This window comes from Pedobacter suwonensis, assembly GCF_900111825.1.
GTDB lineage: Bacteria > Bacteroidota > Bacteroidia > Sphingobacteriales > Sphingobacteriaceae > Pedobacter > Pedobacter suwonensis.
The window spans coordinates 236609-263438 of the sequence record NZ_FOJM01000007.1; the positions used below are offsets into that span (position 1 = coordinate 236609).

Here is a 26830-nt window from a genome sequence, read left to right on the forward strand (position 1 = left end):
CTGTTATTTACGATCCCAGGCTTTAGTTCTTATGTCTTCTATATTTTTTGGTGCATCTTTCCAAATGCCAAAAAGATCTTTTGGATTGATTGTTTTGTTCCCTTTCAAGATATTAGGCTTAGCCTCATTCTTAGGAGAAATAATTTTAATACTCTCTAATTTCATGGTCTGAAATAAAGAAAGAAGCTTTTTCATCTCATCAAAATCCGATATTTCCAGTGTAACTCTCATATATTTCAATTTTCTATTACAAATTTAATGTTTATCTCCTAAAATTTAGGTGGAAACTTTTGGAGTAAATAGTTTCTAAAAACCCAACTTTTCATCCAATTCGGTTGCTCCTTCTTCCTGTTGCTGGTATTGATTACAATCGTAAGTAATCGAAACGCCAGATTTTGGTGCATCAAAATCAGCATGACTGATTTTTAAAGCCGGATTGGCATATACTCTTTTAATAAAGCCTGCAAAAATAGGGAGGGCTGTATTGGCCCCTTCTCCCTGGTTGGTACTGATGAAGTGGAAAGCCCTGTCTTCACAACCCGTCCAGATACCGGTTACCAACTGTGGAGTAATGGCCATAAACCAACCATCGGAGTTGTTTTGAGTAGTACCTGTTTTCGCTCCGATTGGTGCATTCACTTTATATTTATAGTTTAATCGCGATCCGGTTCCGTTGGTTACCACACCTTTAAGCATCCGTGTCATTACATATGCCACTTCTTCGCTCATAATGGGCTTTGGTATTTCCTTTTGAGAAAATAATACCACACCGTTTTTATCTTCAATTCTTAATAAATAAATGGGTTTGGTATAAATTCCTTTATTGGCAAAAGCTCCATAAGCACCCACCATATTATAAACAGAAGAATCGAATGTGCCCAAACAAATCGACGGAAACGCTGGAACATTTGGAATACCCATTTTTGTAGCCAGGGTAGATACAGCCACAGGACCAACCTGTTTCATTAAATAGGCGGTAACAAAGTTTTGTGAGTAGGCCAGTGCTTTTTGTAAGGTAATACTACCTGGCAGGGGTTTGCCCGAATTTCTGGGTGTCCACGGCTCACCATAACCTTCAATCGTTACCGGAACGTTGGGTACGGTATAACAAGGCGAATAACCATTTTCTATGGCTACAGCGTAAGTAAATGGTTTTGCTGTTGAACCCACCTGGCGGGTTCCCATCTTAACCTGGTCGTACTTAAAGTGCTCGTAATTAATTCCGCCCACCCATGCTTTCACATGTCCGTTGGTCGGGTCCATGGTCATCATGGCATTCCTAAGCAGCATTTTATAATAACGTACCGAATCGATCGGTTTCATTACCGTATCGATATTACCTTTCCAGGTAAAAATGGTCATTTCAGTTTTGGTGTTGAAATCATCTTTGATTTCTTCATCCGATTTTCCTTCCAGTTTTAAGGCTTTATAACGATCAGAGCGTTTTATTCCCTGTTCAATCTGTAAAGCTTTATCCTTAAACGGGTTTCTGCCCTTCCAACTCGCGATAAACTGTGCCTGTAGCACTTTCATATATTCCTTTTGCGCTTCCTCGGCATATACCTGCATATCATAATTCAAGGTGGTATAAATTTTCAAACCATCACGGTCCAGATCGTATGGCGTACCGTCAGGTTTGGTAATGGATTGCTCCTGAAAAATATTTTTGATATCATTCTTCAATACCGAACGGAAATACGGTGCAATTCCATCATTAACGGTTGCGGCATTGAAATGCAGGTTTAAAGGTTTTTCCTTTTGCTGATCAAATTCTGACTGGCTTAAGAGATCAGCTTTGACCATGAGGGCCATAACGGTATTTCTGCGTTCTCTGGAACGCTCAGGATGGCGGGTGGGCGAATACATGGTAATCCCTTTTTGCATACCCACAAGGGTTGCAGCCTGTGTTAAATTCAACTTATCGGGAGTGGTATTGAAATAAACCCTTGCCGCAGATTTAATCCCATAAGCCTGGTTACCAAAATCAACCGTATTTAAATACATCGTTATAATTTCTTCTTTGGTATAGTTACGCTCCAGTTTAACGGCAACAATCCACTCCTTAAATTTGGTTAATACCAACGAGAAGAAATTAAGGTTCGATTCGCGTGGGAAAAGATTTTTGGCCAGTTGCTGGGTAATGGTACTGGCCCCCTGTTTTTTACCGATCAAATTATAACCGATGATAGAAAATGTACGTTTAAAATCGATACCTGAATGTTCTTTAAAGCGGGTGTCTTCTGTCGCAATTAAACCATTGATTACATTTTCAGAAATATCCTTATAAGTAACATTCGATCTGTTCTGAACAAAATAGGTACCTAAAGGGCGGCCATCCTCGGCAATAATTTCGGATGCCTGATTGCTTTTCGGGTGTTCAATATCTCTGAAAGAGGGTAGGGCACCGAATAGCCCAAATCCGATCATGGAGATGAAAATAGCAAATAGGGCAATTCCACCAATCAATAATTTCCAGATGAGTAAACTGTATCTTTTTGTATCCTGTGGAGAAAGGGATTTGTTCATTTTGTGTTGTTATTTTCCAAACCACCAGGATAGGTGATTTTGGATGCAAATTTATTAATTTTTTATAGAATCAAATTTAAGCTTTGGTGTTTATGCCTTTTGCTTTGGTGTTTGAGTTTTGTTATTTTACTTTCGCTTACTTGTAATTGTCTTTTAAAAACTCCAGGTATTCATTAATCCTTGTTCTGTCTGTCAGTTTTTCAAAATTTTCTTTACTGATGATAAAGCCTTTATACAGGTTGGCCGGAACTTTCATAATATTCTTTAACTGACCAACAATGCTCGATTCGTAAAGTTTGGCATCCTCTAAATCGATAAAACTGGTAATGTAAATCAACTGATCGTTATCCAACTCTACCAATTTATGTTCCAGATCGTTGTCCGGATAATTTCCGCGGTTAAACTGGCCAATGCCGAAGCGTGATGAACTTAAGGTTAAAGTGGCGTCAGCTACGTCTATTACGTAATAATATTCTTCTGATTTTGCCGTACTGAAAATACTGGCAGGTTTAGTTGGATCAACTGGCTTAACCTCAACTGGTTTGGCTACAGGAGTTGGTTCAGCTATTTTTGCTACAGGATTTTCAACCACCAGCGGTTTTTTTGGGACTGAAACTGTGGCGGCCTGGCTTACAAAACGCGGCGTATTTGCATCAAAATCAACAAGGGCTACAGGACGCTGTTTAAATTCGTCAAGATTGGCCTCAATATACTTCAAGTGATCGCGTACCAAAGGCGTAATAATTTTGTCGTTAGGATAGCGATTGGTGATGAGGTTCAATTCGGTGAGTAGCGGATCAACCTTTGCTGTACGTCCAACAGCAATGGCTTTTAAATAAGCATATTGCGGTGCCAGATCATTTTCAGGGAAAGTGGTGATATTGTCATCAGCCTGTTTTACCACGGTGGCATAATCTTTTTTTATATAAGCATCGAAAGTTGAGTTGTAATTGTTAATGGCCATATTTTCCATCTGTGTTTGCTTGGCCGAGTACGATGGATCTAAAATATTCTTCGCGAAGTTTGATTCCGGGAATTTGGTCAGCACCAATTGCTTATACTGCTCAGATTTTACTTCATCAATGCCTTTATAATTGAGATATAAACTATAGTAAATGGCAACTAAATGATTATTTTCCGGATATCTTTTAATCAGTTCCAGATATATTTTATTTGCTTCCTGCTTATCATTCAGTTCTTGTTGGTAAAAACTGGCAATTTCGAAATAGGCATCAATAATTTTTTGATCCGATAATGCCAATAGTGCTGGTGTGGTGGGTAAAGCATCCAAAAACTGCTTTTCCAGCGAGGTTTGATCTGCTGCCGTTTGGTTGGTTAGGCCATTTGCTGGTATAATTTCGGTAGCTACCTTTCCTCCCGCTAAAACCTGATTGGTTTCCTGTGCTGATGACCGGATGCTTTGGCGCCAGTTATCTTCTAGCTGTCTTGTTCCCCACCTTTTTCTAAAATCAGCAAAACCATTACTAATTGCTGCATTATTATTGAAATAAAAAGTGTTGCCAACGGTATTGTTTGTCGTATTTAAGCTTCTGTTTGGAAAATCCGGATCATTTAAAAGTTGGTTGCTCATTACCTCTTCTGTACCGCGCACTTCAACCTTTGGCGTTAAATAAGCTTTTACTTTAGCCTCCCGTTCTGCAGCCGGAAGTTTGGCAAAAGCCTGAGCAGTATCTTCTTTTGCAATAATGGTATACCGGTCTGTTAAATATTGCAGGTTATCTGCCTTTTTAACAATGTTATCATAATCAAGGAAGTTTTTAGGTAAAATCATCACAGTACTATCGTAGTACAGTTTTGCTTTAACATAGTTGTTGAATTCTTTAAAATTTAAATCTGCAATTCTTAAGTAAGATAGCGCCTTTTGCGTTTGGTTTCTGGTGCTTTTTAAAACCGACTTATGGTAGTTTTCTTCTGCCTTTAAAAAATTTCCCTCTGCCGAGAAAAGCTCTCCAACCTGATAATAAATCTGATCGGTATAATCAGTATTTTTATCGTCTTTCAATAAAGCTAAAAGTTGCTGTTCCTTATTAAGTTTTTCTCCATTTAACAGTGCTTTCAGTTTAATCCGGTTTAAATTGGCATGGAAATACATCTCAAAAGGTGCATTGCTTTTTTCAACTTTGGTGAAGTTGGCATAAGCATCCTGAATATTTTTCTCTTTTTCCTGTAACTGCGCCAATATAAAACGCCAGCGGATGCGTAGCTGTTTTTCTGCAGGCAATGCAATGGCCGATTCTAAAAATAAGATGGCTTCTTTATTGCGTTTCTGGTATATGCGCATCTGGGCGGCTGTAGCCAGTGATTCGGCCAGGTCCTTTTTTAACTCATCGGACGCGCGTAGCATGGTATCGATAATTTTATCGGCCAGTACCATATTGTTGAGTTCCATTTGGCTACGTGCTTTCCAGTTCATAGCCATGATAAATGTCTTCAGGTCGCTATTATAAGTTTTCGCCGTGTAATCAAAATACTCTGATGCGATAAAATAATTCCCTTTAAGGTAATTTGCCTTGCCCAAAAGCATGTAGGCATCGTCAATATAGTTACTGAAACTTTTATCGTTGATAATGGTTTGTCCTTTGGCAATCACATCGTCAAGCTGTTTATTGGCAGCCCCGGGTGTGAGTACTAAATTTATCTGTGGCTCAGGATCAAGGTAGACGGGTAGAATCTTTTCGTAATTATCCGCATAACTTTGCAGCAAACTCTCATTGTATTCGCTTAGTAAAACATTGGCGTTATAGATATAATTGTATTTTGCGGTTAAGTTCTGAAACCTACGGTCAACTGCAGTATCTTTATTTGCAACACAGCCATAAATAAAAATACTGATGAGAATAATTAAGGGATTTAAGTTTTTGTCAGCGTAATTTTTCAAGTATGATCAATCTCTTAGGTAATGTATAATAAACAATATAGATAGAAAAATATTTTAATTGGTAACAAATTTTAATTATTCAAAGTTAATTTAATTATTGCATTAAAAAATGGAAAATCAGCGAGGAGAAGATACAAAGAAAAAGGTAAATGCAGCAGCAAAGTATTCTGCCATTGGTTTCCAGATGATCGCTACCATAGGCCTGCTTACTTTTATAGGTTATAAAATTGATGAACACCGAAACAGCAAAACCAATTTAATTACTGCAGCTTTTGCCCTGGCCGGCGTAGGGATCGCACTTTATCAGGCGATCAGACAGGTTACCAGGGGTTAGTTGGCAGTTTTCAGTTTTCAATTTGCAGTTAGCAGTTTTCAGTTAACCGATTAACCAGTTAAATGGTTAAACAACAAAGCAGTTTTGCAATATTTCTTATGTTACTACTTACTTGATACTAAAAACCTTATCTTTGCAAAAAGTTTTATCTGCTAAGAAATTATACATTGAGCCTAGCCAAATTTACCAGTATCTATTTTATTTTCGTAGGCCTGTTAATAGGTGTGATCGCCGTTCTATCCCTTGTGTTTCCGGCCAGGCAGCTTTATGTAAACAATTTTTGGGTAATGTTCGGCTTTTTGGCTGGTATTACTTATATCGCTTACATGTTGGTTGATATCGGTGTAAAACGCGATCCTGAAGTGGGGGTGATGGCTATAATGGGATCAATTGCTGTGAAAATGATTTTTTGTATGGCTTTCGTGTTGATTTACAGTATAAAAGCAAAGGGAATTGGGTCTGTGTTTCTGCTTAATTTTTTTTCTTTATATTTATTGTTTACGGTCTTTGAAGTTTACTGTTTGTTACGTAACTTGCGCCACCAAAATTTAAAGTAAAAAACTGCCAATAAATGGATTGTAACCGAGTTTTTGTGTCTAAAGTTAAAAGGCTAACTATTGTTTTTACGCTTTTAATCGCGTTTTTATCTATCAAAATTGATACTTTCGCTCAAGTTGATAGCGCTGTTGTACCTGTTGATAGTGCTGTTGCGGAATCTGCTCATGCTGTTTCAGGAGAACATGGAGCTGAGGCCAATCATGGTAAAGAAAAATTCGAGCCTACCAAAGTAATTATGGAACACATTGCCGACTCGCACATGTGGCATCTTTGGGGACATACTTCGTTGCCTCTTCCGGTAATTTTATATACGCCTAATGGTTTAGAGGTTTTCTCATCAGGTAATTTTCATCATGGTGAACACGATTATAATGGTAAATACAATAACTATCGTTTAGAAGAGGATCATATTAAAGTGGTTGGTGCTGATGGTAAAGTGGATGAGGAAGCAAGTAAAGCTGTTTTAGATTTCTCGATCACTAAAAACGTTGCGGCGATGTTTGTGGCCATTCTGGTTATCCTTATTGTATTTATTTCGGTTGCCGGAGCTTATAAAAAACGCGCCGGTAAAGCACCAAGAGGTTTGCAATCTTTTATTGAGCCTGTAGTTCTTTTTGTAAGAGATGATATTGCTAAGCCCAACATTGGTCATAAATACGCGAAATTTATGCCTTATTTGTTGACTACTTTTTTCTTTATCCTATTTAATAACTTATTCGGTTTGATTCCGATTTTTCCAGGTGGTGCCAATGTTACCGGTAATATTGCCCTAACTTTTGTAATGGCTTTAGGTACTTTGATTATCGTTAACATCAATGGTAACAAATATTATTGGAAACATATTTTCAGACCGGATGTTCCTTTTTGGTTATATCCGATTATGATTCCTGTGGAATTGATCGGTATCATTTCTAAGCCTTTCGCTTTGATGGTGCGTTTGTTTGCAAACATTACAGCTGGTCACATTATCGTATTAAGTTTAATATCCTTAATCTTTATTTTCGAAACACTGGCTATTGCCCCGGTTTCAGTTGCGTTCGTATTGTTTATGGATGTGTTGGAATTATTGGTGGCATTTTTACAGGCCTTTATTTTTACCTTATTAACTGCCCTGTTTATTGGCATGGCAGTAGAAGAACATCATTAACAGAAAACTATTTTTTACAAATTAATATAAATTAAATTAGTTATGGTAGGTTCAATCGCGGCAATCGGTGCCGGTTTAGCAGTAATCGGTGCAGGTATCGGTATCGGTCAAGTAGGTGGTAAAGCAATGGAAGGTATTGCTCGTCAACCGGAAGCTGCATCAAAAATTCAGACTGCAATGATTATCGCTGCTGCCCTTATTGAGGGTGCTGCTTTATTCGGTGTGGTAGTTGCATTATTAGGCTTAAACGGTTAATAAGCACTGAAAAAAATCAGGCTGGGTATTTAACGATTGGTTATTTACCCCGCCTTATTAAAAAGATTGTTTTTAAAAATTAGATAAAAATGGAATTAGTAACCCCAAGCATAGGATTGGTTTTTTGGACATCGTTAGCATTCATCTGCTTATTGATCTTACTTAGAAAATTCGCATGGAAACCTATTTTAGGTGCAATTCACGAGCGTGAGCAAAGCATTGATGAGGCTTTAAACAAAGCTGAATTGGCTAAACAGGAGATGGCTCGTTTAACCAGCCAGAATCAGGATTTAATGCAGCAGGCCCGTGCGGAGCGCGATGAGATTTTAAAGGAAGCTAAAACCTTAAAAGATAGTATCTTAAATGAGGCTAAAAAACAGGCTCAGGTTGAAGGTGCTAAATTGATCGAGAAAGCTAAAATCGAGATTGAAAACCAAAAGAAAGCTGCTTTAGCTGAAGTTAAAGACCAGGTTTCTACTTTATCATTAGAAATTGCTGAACGTGTACTACGTACGCAGTTAGATGATAAAACCAAACAGGAAGCTTTAGTGGCTAATTTGTTAAAAGACGTTGAATTAAACTAGTTTGAGAAAATAGATAGGAGATACTAGATTTGAGACATTAGATATGAGAGAGGAGATTACTCTGAATACTCAATCTCACATCTCACATCTCACATCTTCCATCTCACACCTAAATATATGTCAGAAATTAAAGTTGCAGGCAGATATGCCAAATCATTAATAGACCTAGCCGTTGAAAACAACGCGTTAGAATCAGCTTATAATGATATGGTTTTGTTTGAGAAAGTGGTTGATGAAACCCCTGAACTAGAAGCAATATTAAAAAACCCGATTGTACCTTTAGATAAGAAAACTGGTATTTTAAACGGAATTTTTACGGATAAAGTAAGCAAACTAACCATCTCTTTTTTCAATGTTGTGGTAAGCAAAGGTCGTTCGGCGATTTTATTTGCAACAGCAAAACAGTTTATACAACAATATAATTTAATTAAAGGTATTGTTACTGCTGATGTAACTACTGCAGCTGCTTTAAGTCCTGAGGCCAAAGAGCAGATTATAACGATTGTAAAAAAAGAATTAGGCGCCAACCAGGTTATAGTTAACGAAAAAATTAATGAGAAACTGATTGGTGGTTTTATATTAAAAGTTGGAGATAAGCAATTTGATGCCAGTATTGCCAGCGGTTTAAGTAAACTTAAAAAAGAATTTGCGCAGTAAGCGCCAGGCGGTAAGCGTATAGCGTTAAAACGCCAAACGCAAACCTCCAAACACAAAGAATATTGCGATAAGCGTATGGCACGGAAAACGCCAAGCGCCATGCGCTAAGCACTAAACATTTATAAAAAGATATAAAGTAAAATTATGGTAGAGGTAAGACCAGACGAAGTATCGGCAATTATCAGACAGCAATTGGCGGGCTTCAAATCAGAAACCGAACTGGAAGAAGTTGGTACCGTGTTGCAAGTGGGCGACGGTATTGCCCGTGTTTACGGTTTAACTAAAGTTCAATCGGGAGAGTTGGTTGAATTTGCAAACGGCCTGCAAGGTATTGTATTAAACCTTGAAGAAGATAACGTTGGTGTGGTACTTTTGGGTGCTTCTGACGAGATCAAAGAAGGTGATACCATTAAACGTACCAAGAAAATTGCCTCTATTAAAGTTGGTGAAGGTATGCTTGGCCGCGTAGTAAACACTTTAGGTGAGCCTTTAGATGGTAAAGGTCCGATTCTGGGTGAAACTTACGAAATGCCTTTAGAGCGTAAAGCACCAGGTGTAATTTATCGTCAGCCGGTAAACGAGCCTTTACAAACTGGTATTAAAGCAATCGATGCAATGATTCCAATCGGTCGTGGTCAACGTGAGTTGGTTATTGGCGACCGTCAGATTGGTAAAACTGCCGTTTGTATTGATACCATTATCAACCAAAAAGAATTTTATGAAGCAGGCCAGCCTGTGTTCTGTATTTATGTAGCTATTGGTCAGAAAAATTCTACTGTAGCCAACATTGTACGTACACTGGAAGAAAATGGCGCTTTACCATATACTGTTGTCGTTGCTGCTTCGGCTGCAGATCCTGCTCCAATGCAGTTCTATGCTCCGTTTGCAGGTGCTGCAATTGGCGAGTTTTTCCGTGATACAGGTAAACCAGCATTAATTGTTTATGATGATTTATCTAAACAAGCGGTAGCTTACCGTGAGGTATCTCTATTACTTCGTCGTCCACCGGGTCGTGAGGCTTATCCAGGAGACGTTTTCTACTTACACAGCCGTTTGTTAGAAAGAGCTGCGAAAATCAACGCTAACGATGATATCGCTAAAAACATGAACGATTTGCCAGAATCGATTAAACACATCGTTAAAGGTGGTGGTTCATTAACAGCTTTGCCAATTATCGAAACACAGGCGGGAGACGTTTCTGCATATATTCCAACCAACGTAATTTCGATTACTGATGGCCAGATTTTCTTAGAGTCGAACTTATTCAACTCTGGTATCCGTCCTGCAATTAACGTAGGTATCTCGGTATCACGTGTAGGTGGTAACGCGCAGATCAAATCGATGAAAAAAGTAGCAGGTACGTTGAAATTAGACCAGGCTCAATACCGCGAGTTAGAGGCTTTCTCTAAATTCGGATCTGACTTGGATGCTGCAACTAAATCGGTACTTGATAAAGGTGCTCGTAACGTAGAAATGTTGAAACAAGCGCAGTTCTCTCCGTTTACTGTTGAGAAGCAAGTTGCAATTGTTTACGCAGGTACCAAAAACTTAATGCGTAATGTTCCGATAGATAAAGTAAAAGAATTTGAAACTGAATTCTTAAACCAGCTGGAATTGCGTCATCCTGAAACTCTATCAGCTTTAAAAGCTGGTAAATTTGATGATAACATTACCGGTGTTTTAGATACAGTAGCAAAAGAAATTTCAAGTAAATATTAATAAGCTAAGTGCAGGGCGCTAAGCGTTAGGCGATGGCCGGACGCTCAACGCCCTTCGCTCCACGCAAAACTAAAGAATGGCTAATTTAAAAGAAGTAAGAAACCGGATTGCGTCGGTACAGTCAACACAGCAGATTACCAAGGCTATGAAAATGGTTTCGGCAGCTAAGTTAAAACGTGCCACTAATGCAATTATCGCTTTACGTCCTTATGCAACTAAACTGAAAGAGATTTTAGGTAATCTGTCTGCAAGTTTAGAAGGCTCTTCATCACCTTTTATTCAGGAGCGTGAGCCCAATAAGGTTTTAATCGTTACTGTTTCATCAAACCGTGGTTTGGCTGGAGCTTTTAACATGAACGTAATTAAAGCGGCCAATAATTTAATTGCTGAGAAGTATAGCGAACAGTTGAAAAACGGTAATGTGAGCATTATTTCTATCGGTAAGAAAACACAGGATTTTTACGAGAAACGCAAGTACAACGTTATCGGTAACAATAACGAAATATTTTCAGATTTAACTTTTGAAAATGTAACCAAAATCACCGATGCCATTATGGCTGGTTTCGTTAAAGGCGAGTTTGATAAAGTAGAGGTGGTGTACAACCGTTTCAGAAACGCAGCTGTACAGTTTATTACTACAGAACAGTTATTGCCTTTGCCAAAAGCTGAACCTGTAAATGAAACAAAAGTAGATAAGAAAACAACTAACGTTGATTATATTTTAGAGCCTTCTCAAGAAGAAATTGTAGAACAATTGATTCCTAAATCTATTAAAATCCAGTTGTACAAAGCGGTATTGGATTCACATGCTTCTGAACATGGTGCACGTATGACATCAATGGATAAGGCAACTGAAAATGCAGGTGAGTTATTAAAAGCTTTAAAACTTTCATACAACCAGGCACGTCAGGCAGCAATTACAACGGAGTTAACCGAGATTGTAAGCGGTGCAGCAGCATTGAACGGATAACAGTTTACAGTTATATATTGAGTTAGCAGTACACAATTAAATATAATATAGGCCCATTTCTTAGCTGAGATGGGTTTTTTTTTGTTTAGTCTGTTATAAATCCAAAATTATTATGTTATTTATGGATTTAAATCCAAAATTATTATGTTATTTATGGATTTAAATCCAGAATTATTATACTTTTGTGGAATACTTTTAACTTATGATTGTTAGGAAACAGCTGGCTTATGCGCTGGAAAGGCTTTTTAAAGGTAAGGCCTTTATTGTATATGGACCCAGACAAACCGGCAAAACTACCTTTGTAGAACTGTTATTGGCAAAAGTTGATAAAAGAACATTATATCTAAGCGGAGACGATGCAGACGTTAGGGAAACTTTGGCCAAACCGAATGCCGCACAAGTTCAGCAGATGCTCGCCGGTTACGAAGTACTTTTTATTGATGAGGCTCAACGGATCAATGATGTCGGTTTGCTGATCAAAATTATTGTAGATCGTTTTAAGTCTGTTCAGGTGATTGCTACAGGTTCATCAGCATTTGAACTCTCGGGTAAAATAAACGAGCCGCTGACCGGTAGAAAGTACGAGATGATGCTTTTGCCTTTTTCGTATGCGGAGCTGGTAAGTGACACAGATTTTATAACTGAGGAACGATCCTTGGAACAACGTTTAATTTATGGTTCTTATCCCGAAATTATTAATGACCCACAAAATGCAGAAGAACATTTAAAGTTACTTGCAGATAGTTACCTGTATAAGGATCTTTTTACTTTAGAAGATGTTAAAAAGCCACTCCTTTTCGAAAAAATTGTAAAAGCTTTAGCGCTGCAGGTAGGCAGTGAAGTGAACTTTTCTGAGCTGGCGCAGCTGGTAAAGGCTGATCAGAAAACAGTTGATAAGTACATCAGTCTGCTTGAAAAAGCGTTTGTGGTGTTTAGTTTACCTGCCTTTGCTGGCAATGTGCGCAATGAGATTAAAAAAAATAAGAAAATCTATTTTTACGATACGGGTATTGTGAATGCCATTACCCGAAATTTCAATTCCTTAGCCAATAGGAATGACGTTGGCGCACTGTTTGAAAATTATATGATTGCTGAAAGGATGAAGTTTCTGCATCAGAACCAGATAGAGGCTGAATGCTTTTTCTGGCGTACCACACAACAGCAGGAAATAGATTACGTGGAAAAAACAAGAGAGAAATTTTTGGCTGTTGAATTTAAATGGAGCGAAAGGGGAAAAAATAAAATCCCGCTTACCTTTACACATGCTTACCCTGATGCAGAGACATTGTTGATATCGAAAACCGATAGGGGAAGTTTTTTGAATGGTTAAAAGTTCAGGCAATGAAAGAGAGTAGTCCACCACTTAATTTGAAGTGGACTACTATATTAGAGTATTAATATTTTAGTATACTTATTCTTAAATATCCATTTTCTATTTTTAGTTGCTTTTTATTTTCATCAAAAACATTAAGTTTGAATTTAGCTTCTAACAGATAATCCGATTTTCGTTTTTGTAAACTGATAATTTCGAATTTAGATCCATTTTGATCAATTTGTGTAACCGATGCCGGTTTCCCTAAATCCGGTTGGCTATATGACTTAAATACACCTTGTTGGTTGATAAGTGTAAATGCGATTCCAGAAGTAGAATTGCTTCTAAAAAACTCAGTTGAATATTTATATAAACCAGGAGAAAATATATCTGTTTTATTTTTTGGATAATTTAGATAGCCACCATTGTTTTCATTTGTTAATTCTGTTTCATGTTTATTGTATATTTTTAAAAATGAAATAGCAATGTTAGTGTAGGAAGCTCTAATGCTATATTCTCTTACAAATAATAAAGAATCTTTGTCACCTTCTAGTTGATACCTAAAGTTTACTCCAGAGGTAATTTTAAGATTTGATTGTGTCGTATAAGTCCAATTCTTTTCAATGCCGATAGCACGATAGGCTTTTCCATCAATAGAGTAAGATGCTGAATCTTTAAGTAATTCTAATGGGTTTTCTTTTTTAATAACCGGATTATCCTTCTTGCAGGCTACAAAGAAAAATAGGGCAATAGCTAGCCCTAATAAGCTTTTAGATTTCATGATGTGGTGATTTATTTGTGTTTGCCTAAAGCTATTGAAATTATAGCTTTAGGCATGATTGGTTGATTTGTATTCTGTTACTGCTTGTTAATGGATGCCTAAAGGAGTATCTTTAATTTGCATTTCAGTTTGTTGGGACTTCTGAGCTTAATTATCGACTTTTAATATACTATCTCAAAGCAGAAATATTATCGGTGTCAAAAACGATAAAATGAGACCTTTGAATGGTAAATCATTCTTTGATAAACTGAGGTCCTTATTCTTAAATTTTGATGGGTACCCTCTTTATTTATCAGATTAATTCATAGTTCTTCATAACTAATCTTAAATATCCATTTTCTAATTTTTTACTCACATTTTGGTAATTATAAACTGTGGCATTAAATTTCGCCTCTAGTATATATGTGCCAGATTTTAATTTCTTTAAACTTGTGATTTCAAATTTTGAATTCTTTTGGGCATCAGAACTTAATGGTGGCATACTAAATGAATCTGAGCCAAATGTCGTAAATCCACCGGAGATACTTATCGCAATACCATTTTGTATATTGTCTCTCCCGTAATCAAGCACGTAATTTCTGGTCCCCACCGTAAACAAATCCATAACATCTGTTGGCCTCAAAATCACTGATTGTAACATAGATGCTTTTTTATAAGTTTTAATGAATGTTACATCGACTTTTTTCCCATTATTATACATTCCATAATTCCTTGAATATAAAACAGAATCTTTAATACCCGATATATAATAGGCGTTGTTGACAATTGAATCTACTTTTGAATGCGGTTGACGATTACCTGCTCTGGAAAAACTTGAGGATTCAGAAAAATTATAAGTGAGCCCATCAATATTGTAAGAAATGCTGTCGCGAGCATATTCTAAAGCGTCTTCTTTTTCAATAATTGCCGGTGGTTCAATAACTGGGTTATCCTTCTTGCAGGCCGCGAAGAAAAATAGGGCAACAGCTAGCCCTAAAAAGCTGTTAGATTTCATAATTGTAGCGATTTTATTTGTGTGTTTCCAAAGCTATCGAAATTTTTTAACTAATGGTTTAATTGATGAAAAATATACCCGGATAATTAGCTGTAGGTGTCGGCCGATATGTACTCACTTGTATTTGTTTCCATTTTTATCTCTTTAAATTCGTGATTGATGGCTATTTTATCTTTAGCTTAATTATTGCCTTTTCATATCTTTGTAACCTAATTTCAGGTTATGAAAAAATACATCCTCCTTATCTTATTCACTGCTCCATTTTTTGTTAAAGCTCAAAATCCGGCAAGGGATTATACCAATGCCGTGCTTTGGCAGCAAACTTCGGGCGAATACAGGGCCTTATGTTTCCAGGCTTACAACTTTGCTCGTTTATCATTAAAAGAAGCACTATGGGCGGATACAAGTAAAAAGCCGAAGTGTGTGATTGTTGATATTGATGAAACCGTTTTAGACAATTCCGCTTTTCAGGGCCATGAAATTAAAAAGGGACTAAGTTATGTGCCTGCAGACTGGACCGAATGGACCAACCTGGCACAGGCCGATACGGTTCCGGGTGCATTGGCTTTCCTAAAATTTGCTGCATCAAAAAACATTGAAACTTTTTATGTGAGTAACCGCGATGAAAAGGATTATGCAGCTACTTTAAAAAATCTGCAACATTTTGGTTTCCCTTATGCTGATGATGCGCATTTAATGGTTTCGAAAGGAACTTCAAATAAAGAACCAAGGCGCCAACGGATTAGCGAAACACACCATATTTTATTGTTATGTGGCGACAATTTAAGTGATTTCAGCAACATTTTTTATCGCGAAAATAAAAATACCTTCGATCAGGTAAACGCCAGCCAGAACCTATTTGGAACAAAATATATTATGTTGCCGAACCCTATGTACGGGGATTGGGAAAAGCCTTTGTATCAGGGAGAAAAACTAAGCGATAAGGATAAAGCAAAGCAAAGATTAGAACGATTAAAAAGTTACTAAGTTCTATAAATATTCAGCAATAAGTATTACTTTTGCTGCATCATAAAAATAAACATTATGGAGAACAACGAATTAAAGCATAATACAGAAAGTATGAAAACGGCTAACCAGCCAGGAATTTATAAATTAATGATTTTTGGTGTACTGGTTTGCATAGTGGGTACTTACGCACGTTTCGCTTATGATTCGTGGCAAGTGTCTTTAGCATCCTGGATTGTTTTGTTCATCGGTGCAATTATTGCCATTAAAGGTGTATTCAAAATATTAGACGCATAAGCGATCTGCTATCAAAATATAAAGCCGGTTATGTTCATTCATAATCGGCTTTTTTGTTGTTAAATAACGTAGTGTTCTTTTTTTGAAAAGCAGGTTCCTGTGGCAATCGGTTATGAAAGCCCTGCCATCCGCTTTACTCACCGCGTTCGCGCCTGCTCCTGTCAGGTTTAAATTACTTAGGTAAACCTTTCTGTCCTAAACCCGACTGCAGCGGCAGCCCCTGATTCTTTACCGATGAATCGGCACTAAAATAGCATCAGGGCTAAAGCAAAAGGCGGCAATGCTATAACCCAACCGCTTCTGCATTTGCTTTCCAAAAAATAACGCATAGTTTCAGGCATCAACAGTTTTGTTATTAAAAATGTAATCTTCTTTTTTTGAAAAGCAGGTTCCTGTGGCTATTGGTTCCGAAAGCCCTGCCATCCGCTTTACTTCACTGCGTTCGTGCCCGCTCCTGTCAGGTTTAAATTACTTAGGTAGACCTTTCTATCCTAAACCCGACTGCAGCGGCAGCCCCTGATTCTTTACCGATGAATCGGCACTAAAATAGCATCAGGGCTAAAGCAAAAGGCGGGACTGCTATAACCCAACTGCTTCTGCATTTGCTTTCCAAAAAATAACGTATAGTTTCAGGCATCAACAGTAAGGTTGATGAAATACAATCGTCTTTTTTTGCAAAGCAGGTTTCTGTGGCTATCGGTTCCGAAAGCCCTGCCATCCGCTTTACTTCACTGCGTTCGTGCCCGCTCCTGTCAGGTTTAAATTACTTAGGTAAACCTTTCTATCCTAAACCCGACTGCAGCGGCAGCCCCTGATTCTTTACCGATGAATCGGCACTAAAATAGCATCAGGGCTAAAGCAAAAGGCGGGACTGCTATAACCCAATTGCTTCTGCATTTGCTTTCCAAAAAACAACCCACGGTTTCAGGTATCAACAGTTTTGTTATTAAAAATGTAATCTTCTTTTTTGAAAGTAGGTTTCTGTTTCTATCGGTTCCGAAGCTCTGCCATCCGCTTTACTTTACTGCGTTCATGCCGGTTCCTGTCAGGTTCAAAGTATTTTTGCAGACCTTTCTGTATTTTTAAAAAAAAATATACTTGTAAATTTCTGATTATAAGTTAATTACTATTTTCGTTTTTTTTACTTTATGGAAACGCAGGTTATGTAACATCGTTATATAAACATTTTGTTTTTGGGTTACCTAAAGCAGATTATAGTATTAAATGAGAAAGAGGGTTACAAACCAACCCAAAACACAAAACTTCTGATGGCCATTTGAAGCAAATAATTAAAATGATTATTTATTTAGAACCACACAATCATGAAAAGGAATATTATTGCTATAGCCATAGTTTTAACAATTTTTGGCTGCCAAAAATCGAACGAAAAGTATGCTAGCGCTGACGTTATCGATGCAAATGAATTAAGAGTGCCTACAGATAGCATTGCGGCTGAAAAAATCATCAAAACTGCCGATATGCGGTTTAGGGTTAAAAATGTTCAAAATACCAAAGAGCAGCTTAGCCAAACCATTAAAGCAGAAGGCGGAACAGTTGCTGAGTTTTCTATAGAAAGCACTATTCAGGAAACTGATAAGATTAAACAATCTACCGATTCGTTAAAAGAAATCACTTCTTATCGCACTCAAGGTTATCTTGTAGCGAAGGTGCCATCTGAGAAGCTGGATGAATTTACAAATACGATTGCAAAAATCGCCGTCTTTGTCGATCATCAGTCGATGAAAATGGATGATCAGAGTATTGCTTATTTAGCCAATAAACTAAAGGCGCAGAATAGAGTAGATGCGATTGAAAAAATCAATAAAGTAGCATCTAAGAAAAGTGCCAACGTAGAATCATCGCTTTACATCAAAGATGATTATGTGGATAAAAGAATCGATAATATGCAGATTGATAACCGGGTTAAATTCAGTACCATTACTCTTAATTTTTATCAGGATAACACGGTAAAAACCATGATTGTGGCGAATGATAACCTGTATGATTACCGTCCGGCATTTATAAACAGGCTTTGGTTAGGAATTGTAAATGGCTGGACAATTTTTAAAGAGATTATTATTGCTGTATCTAACCTTTGGATGTTGATAATAGTAGGTGTTTTAATATTTGTTGTGATAAAACATTTTATCAGAAAGGACAAAATGGCCAGGAAAATGGCCACAAAAAATCTAATTAGAAATAATCAGATTTAATTTTTTTCATGGTTCGTGTCTGCACGAACCATGTTATTGTTTTTCTACCCAGAAAGATTGCTTCACGCTTTATTTCCATAAGCCAGCGCTTCGGTTCGCAATGACGGATTGGCGCTAAAAATTAACATTGGGATATTTTATACACCATGGTTCGTGTCCTGCACGAACCATTTTATTTCTCTGGAAAGATTGCTTCACGCTTTACCATATGCCGCGCTTCGGTTCGCAATGACGATTGAGACGCTATGGTTAACCTTTTAGCTTAGTATTTACTTTTTTTATTCCGGTCACTTTTGTTTTATTATCGCTTACAAAAGATTCCCAGCCCGAATAGGTTTTAGATTTACCCCCTGCGGTAATTTTCTGAAAGGAATGGCAAACAGCAACGGCTAAGCCATCGGTAGCATCTAAAAACTCAGGTGTTTCCTTAAAGTTGAGCAAACGTTGCAGCATGGCCGCTACCTGTTCTTTGGTGGCATTTCCGCTGCCCGTAATGGATTGTTTGATTTTGCGTGGAGAATATTCGGTTACAGGCACATTTCGAGATAACGCGGCTGCAATGGCAATGCCCTGAGCACGGCCAAGTTTTAACAGCACCTGTATATTTTTACCATAAAATGGCGCTTCTATGGCCAATACATCAGGTTTATATTGCTCCATCAATACTACCGTTTTTTCGAATATTCGCTGAAGCTTGAGAAAAGGATCGTCTAAATGAGTCATTTTAACTACGCCCAAACTGATCAGTTCCGTTTTATTACCCTTCTCCAGAATTACGCCATAACCCATCACCGCAGTGCCCGGATCGATGCCCATAATTACCCGTTCCTTTTTTTCGTTCAACATTACGGCAATATTAAGCATATTTGCAAATAAAAACAGAATCTTGACTGGCAGGCAAAAAAAAATAGTATCAATTCTGATCAAAGTTGCAATTGTAATATTTGCCTTTTGGTTTATTTACCATAAACTCGTTGCAAATAAAAATCTTCATGATTTTAGCACCTTATTAGAGGGAATTCCCCAGGCAGAAATGATCACGGTAATCGGAGTAGTGGTACTGCTGATGTTTGTGAACTGGTTTTTAGAAGCTGGCAAATGGAAATACCTGATGAGCCATATTGAGCCCATTAGTTTTTACAGGGCCGTCGAATCTGTTTTTTGTGGGTTAACATTGGCTATTTTTACGCCAAATAGGCTAGGCGAATATGGTGGTCGCGTATTTTTTCTTTCTCCCCGAAGAAGAATTGTTGGAATAGTGGCCATGAGTGTAGGGAGCATCGGTCAATTGGTGTTAACCAACGTTTTTGGGGCTATTGCAACCTGCTTTTTCGTATATCGATTTATACCGATTGATCGGGTACTGTTTATCGTTTTGGTTTTCTTTGCTTTAATTTTTTGTCTGTTTTTTCTGGTTTTTTACTTTAATATCCGTTGGTTGAACGGGATTTTATTGTCTTTCAAATTCACCCGGAAATACAAAAAATTTTATAGCATTTTAGCCCGCTACAGAAAAAAAGAACTCTTTAAAATTATAACTTATTGTTTTGCCCGTTACCTGATATTCAGTTCGCAGTACTTTATTCTTTTTGTTTGGCTGGTGCCGGGACTGCAATATGCTGATATTGTAATGATGACCTGTTTGCTATTTTTGGTACAGTCGGCATTACCTTCGCTTGATCTTTTTGACGTAGGCATCAGAAGTGTTACTGCGGTTGAGCTTTTTAAACATGTAACCGACCAGCACGTGGCCGTTATTGCATGTACCGCCAGCATTTGGCTCATTAATATTATAATTCCTGCTATCTTAGGCACTTATTTCGTTTTTAAACTCAATTTTTTTGGAAATCTTAAATCTAACTAGTTTATTTTCTGCTGCTCTGACCTTAATTTATGGTTTTTTGGTGCTCAACTTCATCAGGGGGTGGCATAACCTCACATATTTTAGCCCACAAAAATCTGATCCTCGAACCAAGGTTTCTATTATTGTTGCTGCAAGAGATGAAGAGGAGAATATCAACAAAACGATTGATGATCTGATTGCTCAGAAATATCCAAAAGCTTTAACGGAGATTATTATTATTGATGACCATTCTACTGACAGGACCGCAGAAATTGTGCTAAGTTATGCCGATCGTAATGTAAAACTAATTAAGTTGAATGAGGATCGGGCATTAAATTCCTACAAGAAAAAAGCTATCCAAACCGCTATTGGCACCTGCACCGGAGACTTGATTATTACTACTGACGCAGATTGCCGGATGGGGCCCAATTGGTTGACCACGATTGTAAAGTTGTATGAAGAGAAAAACTATAAAATGATTTCTTCGCCCGTTGCTTATTTTCAGGAGAAGAGTTTTTTTGAGCGCTTACAATCGTTAGAATTTCTTTATCTGATTGGTTTAGGGGCTTCCACCATTGGAAATAAACAGCCTTCAACTTGTAACGGCGCAAATCTGGCCTATGAAAAAACAACTTTTTATGAAGTTGGCGGCTTTCAGGGTATAGATGATCTGGCATCAGGAGATGATGAATTACTACTGCATAAAATTGCTGCCAAATATCCAGATCAAATCGGTTTCCTTAAAAACAGAGAGGCCATCGTGTATACCCATGCAAAAGAAAATCTGGGAGCATTTATCCAGCAACGTAAACGCTGGGCCTCTAAAAGTACCCGTTATAAAAACAAGGCGATTATTGTTTTGGGCGTGCTGATTTGGATCTTTAATCTTTCTATTCTTGCAAATTTTATAACCGGACTTTTTATTCCTGGCTTTTTGGTTATTACATTTTATCAATTATTGGTTAAAATGGTTTTAGAAACCCTATTTTTATGGGATGTAACGGGCTTTGCAAAGCGGCGCAGTTTACTCATTTTAATACCTGTTTTAAATATGCTCCATGTAATTTACATGGTGTATATCGGCATTGCCGGAAATAGTGGAAAATACAATTGGAAAGGCAGAATGGTTAGGTAATGGATAATAGCCCATCAAAAAAAGTTTGGTTAAAGTTTAAGCGGAATAAGCTGGCCTTTGGCGGGCTGATCTTTATCTTACTCTTGATGCTGATGGGCATTTTGGGCTATCTGATTATGCCTGATGATTCTCCAAATGCGAATGTGCAAACACTCCAGTTAAACAAAAAGAAGCCGGGCAGTACCTTTACATTCTTAATTACCAGTCGAAATCCAAAAGTAGAAAAGGTTAACCTTTTGGAGCGGATGTTCTATGGGCAAGCACCTGCTTTTAAAGGTATTCCGATCACGTCATATAAGATAGAAGGTGATTCGGTTTATGTGCAGGAGTACATTGGGGATGATGAAAAAGCAAAAGAAACGATATACAAGCTTAAAGATTTATGTCCAAGGTGTGTTTTGCCTTCGAAAATAGGATCGCCAGAAGCAGTTTTTGAAAAAAATAACATCTACACTCGCACCTATATTTTAGGAACTGATATTTATGGACGCGATTTGTTAAGCCGATTGATTCTGGGCATCCGTGTGTCGTTATCTGTAGGTTTGATGGCGGTGCTGATTTCACTTTTTATTGGGGTAAGTTTAGGTGCCATTGCAGGGTATTTTGGAGGCCGGGTAGATGCCTCCATCAGCTGGTTTATGAATGTGGTTTGGTCGCTGCCATCACTTCTGCTCGTTATTGCCATATCATTTGCTTTAGGGAAAGGATTCTGGCAGATATTTATCGCTGTAGGTTTATCAACCTGGGTAGATGTGGCCAGACTGGTGCGAGGGCAGGTAATGGCTTTAAAAGAAGTAGAATTTGTAGAAGCGGCAAGGGCCCTGGGTTTTGGCACAGCCAGAACCATTATCAAACATATATTGCCTAATATTGCCGGACCTATACTGGTTGTGGCCTCTTCTAATTTTGCATCGGCCATATTGCTCGAAACCGGATTAAGCTTTTTAGGCTTTGGTGCACAGCCACCTATGCCAAGCTGGGGAAGCATGATTAAAGAACATTATGGCTATATTATTATGGATGCTGCTTACCTCGCCATTTTACCAGGTTTAGCCATTATGTTTACGGTTTATGCCTTTAACGTACTTGCAATAGGTTTACGTGATGCCTTTGATGTTAAAGGACAAAATGTAACGGTCTAGAGGTTCTTCCATAAAAAAGAGACTTGCTCATAAATATAGAATTGTCATCCCTGAGCTTGTCGAAGCACCTATTTTAAATATTTTATAAGGCGTTTCGACAGGCTCAACGTGACAAATTCAAGTAATTACAATTTATGATACAACCCTTTTCCCTTAAAACCAATTAAGCTGTTGCGGTCAGCTTATTTCCTGAAACAGTAATCGGATAAACTTTTAAAGCGCTGGTGGTTCCACCGCCAATCGGTTGGGCTAAAACGCTGCCTGACGTGGTATACCTCGAACTATGTAAACCACATTGAATGTAATTACTGTCCTGAATAAATGTTAATGCTCCTCCCTGGTGCGGACAAACCGCTTGTGTAGCCACAAATGAAGTACTGGTATTTCCTGTTGCAGTACGGATAAATAATATGCTGTTTACCGTGACAGATGAACCAACAGTTAATAATTGTGTGCTCAGGTCAACACTTGCTGTAGTGCCTGAAGGAACACCACCGCCATTTGGCTGGATGGGTTCTGGTGTATCACTTTTTTTTCCGCAAGCAGAAAAGCAAGCTCCGGTACAAACCATGGCAACACCTAGTCCCAATGATTTAATAAATTCGTTACGTTCCATAATTGTTTAGTTTTGTTTAATTTGGTCTATTTTGATTTTTTCTTATCAAATGAAAATCTTCGCGCTATACTGAAGCCCCAGCGGTATTGACCTTTCAGCCACGAAGTATTGGTGTCGGTAATAAACTGCGATTCCTGAATGGCGGTTGCATTGGTGAAATTAAGGTGAAATATATGTCCACCGGTTTCGAATTCCAATCCGGCACCAAGCGTTTTGTAGCATTTGGTCCCCAATGTGTTTTCGAGATATGCTTCTTTATTTTTATCCCTGAATGGAATGGTGTAATCTGCCACAAAAGCCATGCGTTTGGTAATTTTGATGCGTCCGCCAACGGATAGGGCAAGCATATCGTTCTGGTCGCCAAAAACGGTAAAATTGCGGTGTATATACGATGGCATCACCAGCATTGAAAAGTTTGAGTTAAACTTGCGTGCAATTACCGCCTGCACCACATAAGTCAAGCGGTCTTTAAATCCGTCAAATGCATTTGCAGCCGTAGGATCTGTTGAAGCTTTCGCTGCTGAAACGGTAGTACTCCCGAATAAAGTTACCGCCACCGGTATTTTATCATCAGCGGTTTGCTCCAGCAAGCGGTATTTTAAGTTTCCTTCGTAAAGCTGCGTAACTACACCAGCTCCTTTTGCCCTTGCTAAACCTACGGAAAGTCTATCACTGATCCCGTATTCAAAACCAATGCGGATATCTGTCGATTGATCCAGTCCGAAAAAGTTTTTGGTACCACCTGCACTACCGGCAATATCGCCAAAACGGTGATCTACTCTAAAATCAAGCTCATTTTTATAAATGGTTTCATTGGTTTGTATGTTAATGAGTTTGGGCGCTTTAAAAGTTGCCTTTACATTACTTTTTTCGGTAGGTAGCTCCAGTGCTTTCTCAAGCGAATCTTGTGCAGAAGCCAAAGCAGGCAGAAGAATAACGGATAGATATAAAAGAGATTTTACACGAAATTTCATAAATTTTATTTTTTGGGTTGATAAATGGCGGTTACTTTTACCTGGATAGTTTCTGCAATCTGTTTAAAAACGATCGTTGGGATTTTGATATCATGATCGGCCAGTTTTACATTAAATGCAGAAGTAGCTTTCACCTCGTCGGCGGTAATGACGATTAATCCTTTTGTGGTATATGCTTTGGTTACACCATGGAGCTGCAGGTTACCCTTAACCGTTACCGGATAAGTGCCAGGTTTTGAAAAATCGATCTGTTCTACAATTTTTCCTTTGAAATCAGAAGTCGGATACTTATCACTTTCTATATAATTTTCATTAAAATGCTCCTGCATCAGTTTTTTCTTGAACTGAAAAGAAGTATTGTTAATTTTAAAAATGATATCGTTGGTTTGGGTATTAAGGGCCGAAGCGCCTGTTTTGCTCTGGGCATCAATATCTTCTACAGGTGTTGAAGAAAAAAACGAAGAATTAACGCTTTTACTTACCAGAATCTGCGCCTTTGTACCTGTGCATAATACCAGGGCTATTAATGTGAAAAATAATTTTTGCATCTGTAATATGTTTAATTGCTAATAAAAACCGGAGTTATTTCGATGAGTTATTCTGGCATACCCTTATCAACCCAGGCTTGTAATAATGCTCTTTCACTGGCGGTTATTGTTCCACCTTTTGGCATTGTTTTGGTAACCAGAACAGCATTCACTACGCGCGCATCATTTTTTATCGAGGCTATGCCGTTGAATAACCAAACTGATGCAATTGCTCCGTTTGAACCATGGCAGCTACTGCATTTGGTTTGAAAAAGTGCGCCTGCAAAATTACTATAGGTTACATTGGCTGTCGTTACCGGGGTTGGATCCGTTGGTGTTGCTGGTTTTAATTCTTCCGCTTGTTTTTTAGAACAGGCAAAAAGAAGGGCCGTAATTGCGGCTAACGAAAAGATTACATTTTGTTTTTTCATAGTTAATCGATTAGTAAAACTAGTGATGGATTCATTTTTCTATCCTGATGTTTGATTTTGGTACAATTGAAATATTAACCGTTACGTGGCTTTATCCAGAATGGTTGCCCGTAATAAAAAAATAAAAAAAGCCGTTCTGATTTTACATCAGAACGGCTTTCAGGATAAATATTTAATTAAAAGCTTATCTCCAGGCCTTATACTGGTTAATTAAGCCATTGGTAGAACTATCGTGACTCGAAACTTCTTCGTTGCCCGCCAGTTCTGGAAGAATCTTTTTGGCCAGTTGTTTACCCAGTTCCACTCCCCATTGATCGAAACTAAAAATGTTCCATATAATACCCTGAACAAATATTTTATGTTCGTAAATGGCTACTAAACTCCCTAATGTATAAGGAGTTATTTTCTTTAATAATATGGAGTTTGTCGGACGGTTTCCTTCGAAAACCTTAAATGGTGCGATTTTTTCAATTTCTGCATCAGATTTACCTTCTTTCTTTAACTCGGAAGTTACTTCTTCTGCGGTCTTGCCGTTCATTAGCGCTTCAGTTTGTGCAAAGAAATTCGATAATAAGATAGGGTGATGATCGCCCAGTGGATTTAAACTTTGTGCCAGTGCAATAAAGTCAGCAGGAATAATCCGGGTGCCTTGGTGAATTAATTGATAAAAAGCATGTTGGCCATTTGTCCCTGGCTCGCCCCAGATAATCGGTCCGGTTTCATAATCAACGTCATTACCGTTTCTATCTACATGTTTACCATTACTTTCCATATCGCCTTGCTGAAAATATGCCGCAAAACGGTGCATGTATTGGTCGTAAGGCAAGATCACCTGCGTTTCTGCATTATAGAAATTAATGTACCAAACGCCTAGTAAGCCTAATATCACAGGAAGATTACTTTCAAACTCTGTAGTTTTGAAGTGGTTATCAATAGCATGGGCACCGGCTAGTAGTTGCTTAAAATTATCGAAACCTATACTTAACGAGATAGACAAGCCAATAGCGCTCCATAATGAGTAGCGACCGCCTACCCAGTCCCAAAATTCGAACATGTTTTCGGTATCGATACCAAAAGCAGAAACGTCTTTAGCATTGGTAGATAATGCGGCGAAGTGTTTGGCAATATCGTTTTCTTTACCACCATTTTCTAAAAACCAGGTACGGGCAGAGTGCGCGTTCGTCATGGTTTCCTGTGTGGTAAAAGTTTTTGATGCTACCAGGAATAAAGTGGTTTCAGCATTCAAGTTGGCTAAAGTTTCAGCAATGTGCGTACCGTCGATATTCGAAACGAAGTGAATATTTAAATGGTTTTTATAGTGTTTTAAAGCTTCGGTAACCATTACTGGACCTAAGTCTGATCCACCAATACCTATATTTACCACATCAGTAATGGCTTTACCGGTATAACCTTTCCATTCACCGCTGATGATACTGTTGCTAAACTTCTCCATTTTAGCCAATACAGCATTTACTTCTGGCATCACATCCTTTCCGTCAACTAAAATCGGGGTATTGCCTAAATTACGTAAAGCGATATGAAGTACTGAGCGGTCTTCGGTTTCATTGATTTTGTCTCCGTTGTACATCGACTTTATGGCCTCATCTAATTTACACTCACGTGCCAACTGAATCAGGAGGGCTAATGTTTCGTCGCTGATGCGGTTTTTGCTATAATCAAGCAGGATATCTTCAAAAAAAACAGAGAACTTATTGAAACGATCTGCATCTTCAGCAAAAAGATCTTTAATGCTCTTTTGATTAATATCTATAAAATGGTCGGCTAAATACTTGTAGGCCTCAGTTTCTGTAAAATTTATTTTAGGTAACATAATCTTTGTTTTTTGTAAAAGTAATAAAGCAAAAATTTAAAATGATCTTTTTAATGTGTTAAATCATTAAGAATTTTTAATTTATGATAAACTAAAAAAAATGCTGGCGGTTCATCAAT

The 26830-nt window shown here is 37.9% G+C and carries 26 protein-coding genes; 15 read left to right on the forward strand and 11 right to left on the reverse strand.

Annotation, left to right across the window (positions count from 1 at the left end):
* Positions 1–3: 3 nt before the first annotated feature.
* The 3 genes from BM107_RS11145 to porW form a co-directional block, all read right to left on the reverse strand.
* A complete protein-coding gene (locus BM107_RS11145; RefSeq protein ID WP_090983237.1) occupies positions 4–231 on the reverse strand; it encodes a hypothetical protein in 228 nt (75 codons plus the stop codon).
* A gap of 75 nt (positions 232–306) precedes the next feature.
* Positions 307–2526, reverse strand: coding sequence for a transglycosylase domain-containing protein (locus BM107_RS11150; RefSeq protein WP_090983239.1), 2220 nt, complete (start codon positions 2524–2526; stop codon positions 307–309).
* A 136-nt stretch (positions 2527–2662) separates the two neighbouring features.
* Positions 2663–5425, reverse strand: coding sequence for a type IX secretion system periplasmic lipoprotein PorW/SprE (porW, locus tag BM107_RS11155; protein ID WP_090983242.1), 2763 nt, complete (start codon positions 5423–5425; stop codon positions 2663–2665).
* A gap of 109 nt (positions 5426–5534) precedes the next feature.
* On the opposite strand from porW, the gene BM107_RS11160 reads away from it, so the two are divergent.
* The 9 genes from BM107_RS11160 (at position 5535) to BM107_RS11200 (ending at position 12979) form a co-directional block, all read left to right on the forward strand.
* Complete coding sequence (locus BM107_RS11160; RefSeq protein ID WP_090983244.1) at positions 5535–5759, forward strand: AtpZ/AtpI family protein; 225 nt, start codon at positions 5535–5537, stop codon at positions 5757–5759.
* A 167-nt stretch (positions 5760–5926) separates the two neighbouring features.
* The gene (locus BM107_RS11165; protein WP_244278793.1) at positions 5927–6316 is read left to right on the forward strand and encodes a hypothetical protein; all 390 of its coding nucleotides are present in this window, start codon (positions 5927–5929) and stop codon (positions 6314–6316) included.
* Positions 6317–6330: 14 nt separating this feature from the next.
* Positions 6331–7464 (forward strand): F0F1 ATP synthase subunit A, encoded by a 1134-nt coding sequence (gene atpB / locus BM107_RS11170; RefSeq protein ID WP_090983246.1) that lies wholly within the window; start codon positions 6331–6333, stop codon positions 7462–7464.
* Between the two features lie 42 nt (positions 7465–7506).
* Positions 7507–7719, forward strand: coding sequence for an ATP synthase F0 subunit C (gene atpE / locus BM107_RS11175; protein WP_025144011.1), 213 nt, complete (start codon positions 7507–7509; stop codon positions 7717–7719).
* Between the two features lie 89 nt (positions 7720–7808).
* Complete coding sequence (locus BM107_RS11180) at positions 7809–8303, forward strand: F0F1 ATP synthase subunit B (protein WP_090983248.1); 495 nt, start codon at positions 7809–7811, stop codon at positions 8301–8303.
* A gap of 117 nt (positions 8304–8420) precedes the next feature.
* Complete coding sequence (gene atpH, locus BM107_RS11185; RefSeq protein ID WP_090983250.1) at positions 8421–8960, forward strand: ATP synthase F1 subunit delta; 540 nt, start codon at positions 8421–8423, stop codon at positions 8958–8960.
* Between the two features lie 144 nt (positions 8961–9104).
* A complete protein-coding gene (gene atpA / locus BM107_RS11190; protein ID WP_090983252.1) occupies positions 9105–10679 on the forward strand; it encodes a F0F1 ATP synthase subunit alpha in 1575 nt (524 codons plus the stop codon).
* Positions 10680–10755: 76 nt separating this feature from the next.
* A complete protein-coding gene (atpG, locus tag BM107_RS11195) occupies positions 10756–11649 on the forward strand; it encodes an ATP synthase F1 subunit gamma (RefSeq protein WP_090983253.1) in 894 nt (297 codons plus the stop codon).
* A 202-nt stretch (positions 11650–11851) separates the two neighbouring features.
* The gene (locus BM107_RS11200; RefSeq protein WP_090983255.1) at positions 11852–12979 is read left to right on the forward strand and encodes an ATP-binding protein; all 1128 of its coding nucleotides are present in this window, start codon (positions 11852–11854) and stop codon (positions 12977–12979) included.
* Positions 12980–13043: 64 nt separating this feature from the next.
* On the opposite strand, the gene BM107_RS11205 is transcribed toward BM107_RS11200, so the two are convergent.
* Together BM107_RS11205 and BM107_RS11210 are read right to left on the reverse strand one after the other, a co-directional pair.
* Entirely contained in the window at positions 13044–13742 is a 699-nt protein-coding gene (locus BM107_RS11205; protein ID WP_090983257.1) for a hypothetical protein, read from the reverse strand.
* Between the two features lie 292 nt (positions 13743–14034).
* Complete coding sequence (locus BM107_RS11210; RefSeq protein ID WP_090983259.1) at positions 14035–14736, reverse strand: hypothetical protein; 702 nt, start codon at positions 14734–14736, stop codon at positions 14035–14037.
* Positions 14737–14958: 222 nt separating this feature from the next.
* Between BM107_RS11210 and BM107_RS11215 the strand changes: the two genes are divergently transcribed.
* The 3 genes from BM107_RS11215 to BM107_RS11225 all read left to right on the forward strand — a co-directional run bounded on the left by BM107_RS11215 (position 14959) and on the right by BM107_RS11225 (position 18212).
* Positions 14959–15723 carry a 5'-nucleotidase, lipoprotein e(P4) family gene (locus tag BM107_RS11215; RefSeq protein WP_090983261.1) on the forward strand — a complete coding sequence of 255 codons (765 nt, stop codon included), beginning with the start codon at positions 14959–14961 and terminating at the stop codon, positions 15721–15723.
* A 57-nt stretch (positions 15724–15780) separates the two neighbouring features.
* The gene (locus BM107_RS11220) at positions 15781–15999 is read left to right on the forward strand and encodes a hypothetical protein (RefSeq protein ID WP_090983263.1); all 219 of its coding nucleotides are present in this window, start codon (positions 15781–15783) and stop codon (positions 15997–15999) included.
* Between the two features lie 1322 nt (positions 16000–17321).
* Positions 17322–18212, forward strand: coding sequence for a DUF4349 domain-containing protein (locus BM107_RS11225; RefSeq protein ID WP_090983265.1), 891 nt, complete (start codon positions 17322–17324; stop codon positions 18210–18212).
* 249 nt (positions 18213–18461) lie between these two features.
* On the opposite strand, the gene ruvC is transcribed toward BM107_RS11225, so the two are convergent.
* Entirely contained in the window at positions 18462–19058 is a 597-nt protein-coding gene (ruvC, locus tag BM107_RS11230) for a crossover junction endodeoxyribonuclease RuvC (protein WP_090983357.1), read from the reverse strand.
* A 40-nt stretch (positions 19059–19098) separates the two neighbouring features.
* Between ruvC and BM107_RS11235 the strand changes: the two genes are divergently transcribed.
* The 3 genes from BM107_RS11235 to BM107_RS11245 are packed head-to-tail and all read left to right on the forward strand — an operon-like array spanning position 19099 to position 22332.
* Positions 19099–20076, forward strand: a complete 978-nt coding sequence (locus tag BM107_RS11235; protein ID WP_090983267.1) for a lysylphosphatidylglycerol synthase domain-containing protein — start codon at positions 19099–19101, stop codon at positions 20074–20076.
* Entirely contained in the window at positions 20054–21190 is a 1137-nt protein-coding gene (locus BM107_RS11240) for a glycosyltransferase family 2 protein (RefSeq protein WP_090983269.1), read from the forward strand. The genes BM107_RS11235 and BM107_RS11240 overlap by 23 nt, the downstream gene beginning before the upstream one ends.
* Positions 21190–22332, forward strand: a complete 1143-nt coding sequence (locus tag BM107_RS11245) for an ABC transporter permease (protein ID WP_090983271.1) — start codon at positions 21190–21192, stop codon at positions 22330–22332. The genes BM107_RS11240 and BM107_RS11245 overlap by 1 nt, the downstream gene beginning before the upstream one ends.
* 163 nt (positions 22333–22495) lie before the next feature.
* Here the strand turns inward: BM107_RS11245 and BM107_RS11250 are convergent, their stop codons facing one another.
* From BM107_RS11250 to pgi, 5 genes are all read right to left on the reverse strand, one after another.
* The gene (locus tag BM107_RS11250; RefSeq protein ID WP_090983273.1) at positions 22496–22948 is read right to left on the reverse strand and encodes a QcrA and Rieske domain-containing protein; all 453 of its coding nucleotides are present in this window, start codon (positions 22946–22948) and stop codon (positions 22496–22498) included.
* Positions 22949–22974: 26 nt separating this feature from the next.
* Positions 22975–23922, reverse strand: coding sequence for a DUF5777 family beta-barrel protein (locus tag BM107_RS11255; protein ID WP_090983276.1), 948 nt, complete (start codon positions 23920–23922; stop codon positions 22975–22977).
* Between the two features lie 5 nt (positions 23923–23927).
* On the reverse strand, positions 23928–24470 hold the full coding sequence (locus tag BM107_RS11260; protein ID WP_090983278.1) for a YceI family protein: 543 nt from the start codon (positions 24468–24470) through the stop codon (positions 23928–23930).
* Positions 24471–24517: 47 nt separating this feature from the next.
* Positions 24518–24880, reverse strand: a complete 363-nt coding sequence (locus BM107_RS11265) for a cytochrome c (protein ID WP_090983280.1) — start codon at positions 24878–24880, stop codon at positions 24518–24520.
* Positions 24881–25064: 184 nt separating this feature from the next.
* A complete protein-coding gene (gene pgi, locus BM107_RS11270) occupies positions 25065–26711 on the reverse strand; it encodes a glucose-6-phosphate isomerase (RefSeq protein ID WP_090983282.1) in 1647 nt (548 codons plus the stop codon).
* Positions 26712–26830 lie beyond the last annotated feature (119 nt).

Coding starts and splice junctions, on each gene's coding strand:
- BM107_RS11160 (WP_090983244.1), top strand. CDS start 5,535: ATGGAAAATCAGCGAGGAGAAGATACAAAGAAAAAGGTAAATGCAGCA.
- BM107_RS11200 (WP_090983255.1), top strand. CDS start 11,852: ATGATTGTTAGGAAACAGCTGGCTTATGCGCTGGAAAGGCTTTTTAAA.
- BM107_RS11210 (WP_090983259.1), bottom strand. CDS start 14,736: ATGAAATCTAACAGCTTTTTAGGGCTAGCTGTTGCCCTATTTTTCTTC.
- pgi (WP_090983282.1), bottom strand. CDS start 26,711: ATGTTACCTAAAATAAATTTTACAGAAACTGAGGCCTACAAGTATTTA.
- BM107_RS11225 (WP_090983265.1), top strand. CDS start 17,322: ATGAAAAGGAATATTATTGCTATAGCCATAGTTTTAACAATTTTTGGC.
- BM107_RS11245 (WP_090983271.1), top strand. CDS start 21,190: ATGGATAATAGCCCATCAAAAAAAGTTTGGTTAAAGTTTAAGCGGAAT.
- BM107_RS11215 (WP_090983261.1), top strand. CDS start 14,959: ATGAAAAAATACATCCTCCTTATCTTATTCACTGCTCCATTTTTTGTT.
- atpB (WP_090983246.1), top strand. CDS start 6,331: ATGGATTGTAACCGAGTTTTTGTGTCTAAAGTTAAAAGGCTAACTATT.
- BM107_RS11150 (WP_090983239.1), bottom strand. CDS start 2,526: ATGAACAAATCCCTTTCTCCACAGGATACAAAAAGATACAGTTTACTC.
- atpE (WP_025144011.1), top strand. CDS start 7,507: ATGGTAGGTTCAATCGCGGCAATCGGTGCCGGTTTAGCAGTAATCGGT.
- BM107_RS11145 (WP_090983237.1), bottom strand. CDS start 231: ATGAGAGTTACACTGGAAATATCGGATTTTGATGAGATGAAAAAGCTT.
- BM107_RS11250 (WP_090983273.1), bottom strand. CDS start 22,948: ATGGAACGTAACGAATTTATTAAATCATTGGGACTAGGTGTTGCCATG.
- BM107_RS11220 (WP_090983263.1), top strand. CDS start 15,781: ATGGAGAACAACGAATTAAAGCATAATACAGAAAGTATGAAAACGGCT.
- atpA (WP_090983252.1), top strand. CDS start 9,105: ATGGTAGAGGTAAGACCAGACGAAGTATCGGCAATTATCAGACAGCAA.
- BM107_RS11205 (WP_090983257.1), bottom strand. CDS start 13,742: ATGAAATCTAAAAGCTTATTAGGGCTAGCTATTGCCCTATTTTTCTTT.
- BM107_RS11260 (WP_090983278.1), bottom strand. CDS start 24,470: ATGCAAAAATTATTTTTCACATTAATAGCCCTGGTATTATGCACAGGT.
- ruvC (WP_090983357.1), bottom strand. CDS start 19,058: ATGTTGAACGAAAAAAAGGAACGGGTAATTATGGGCATCGATCCGGGC.
- atpH (WP_090983250.1), top strand. CDS start 8,421: ATGTCAGAAATTAAAGTTGCAGGCAGATATGCCAAATCATTAATAGAC.
- BM107_RS11265 (WP_090983280.1), bottom strand. CDS start 24,880: ATGAAAAAACAAAATGTAATCTTTTCGTTAGCCGCAATTACGGCCCTT.
- atpG (WP_090983253.1), top strand. CDS start 10,756: ATGGCTAATTTAAAAGAAGTAAGAAACCGGATTGCGTCGGTACAGTCA.
- BM107_RS11255 (WP_090983276.1), bottom strand. CDS start 23,922: ATGAAATTTCGTGTAAAATCTCTTTTATATCTATCCGTTATTCTTCTG.
- BM107_RS11180 (WP_090983248.1), top strand. CDS start 7,809: ATGGAATTAGTAACCCCAAGCATAGGATTGGTTTTTTGGACATCGTTA.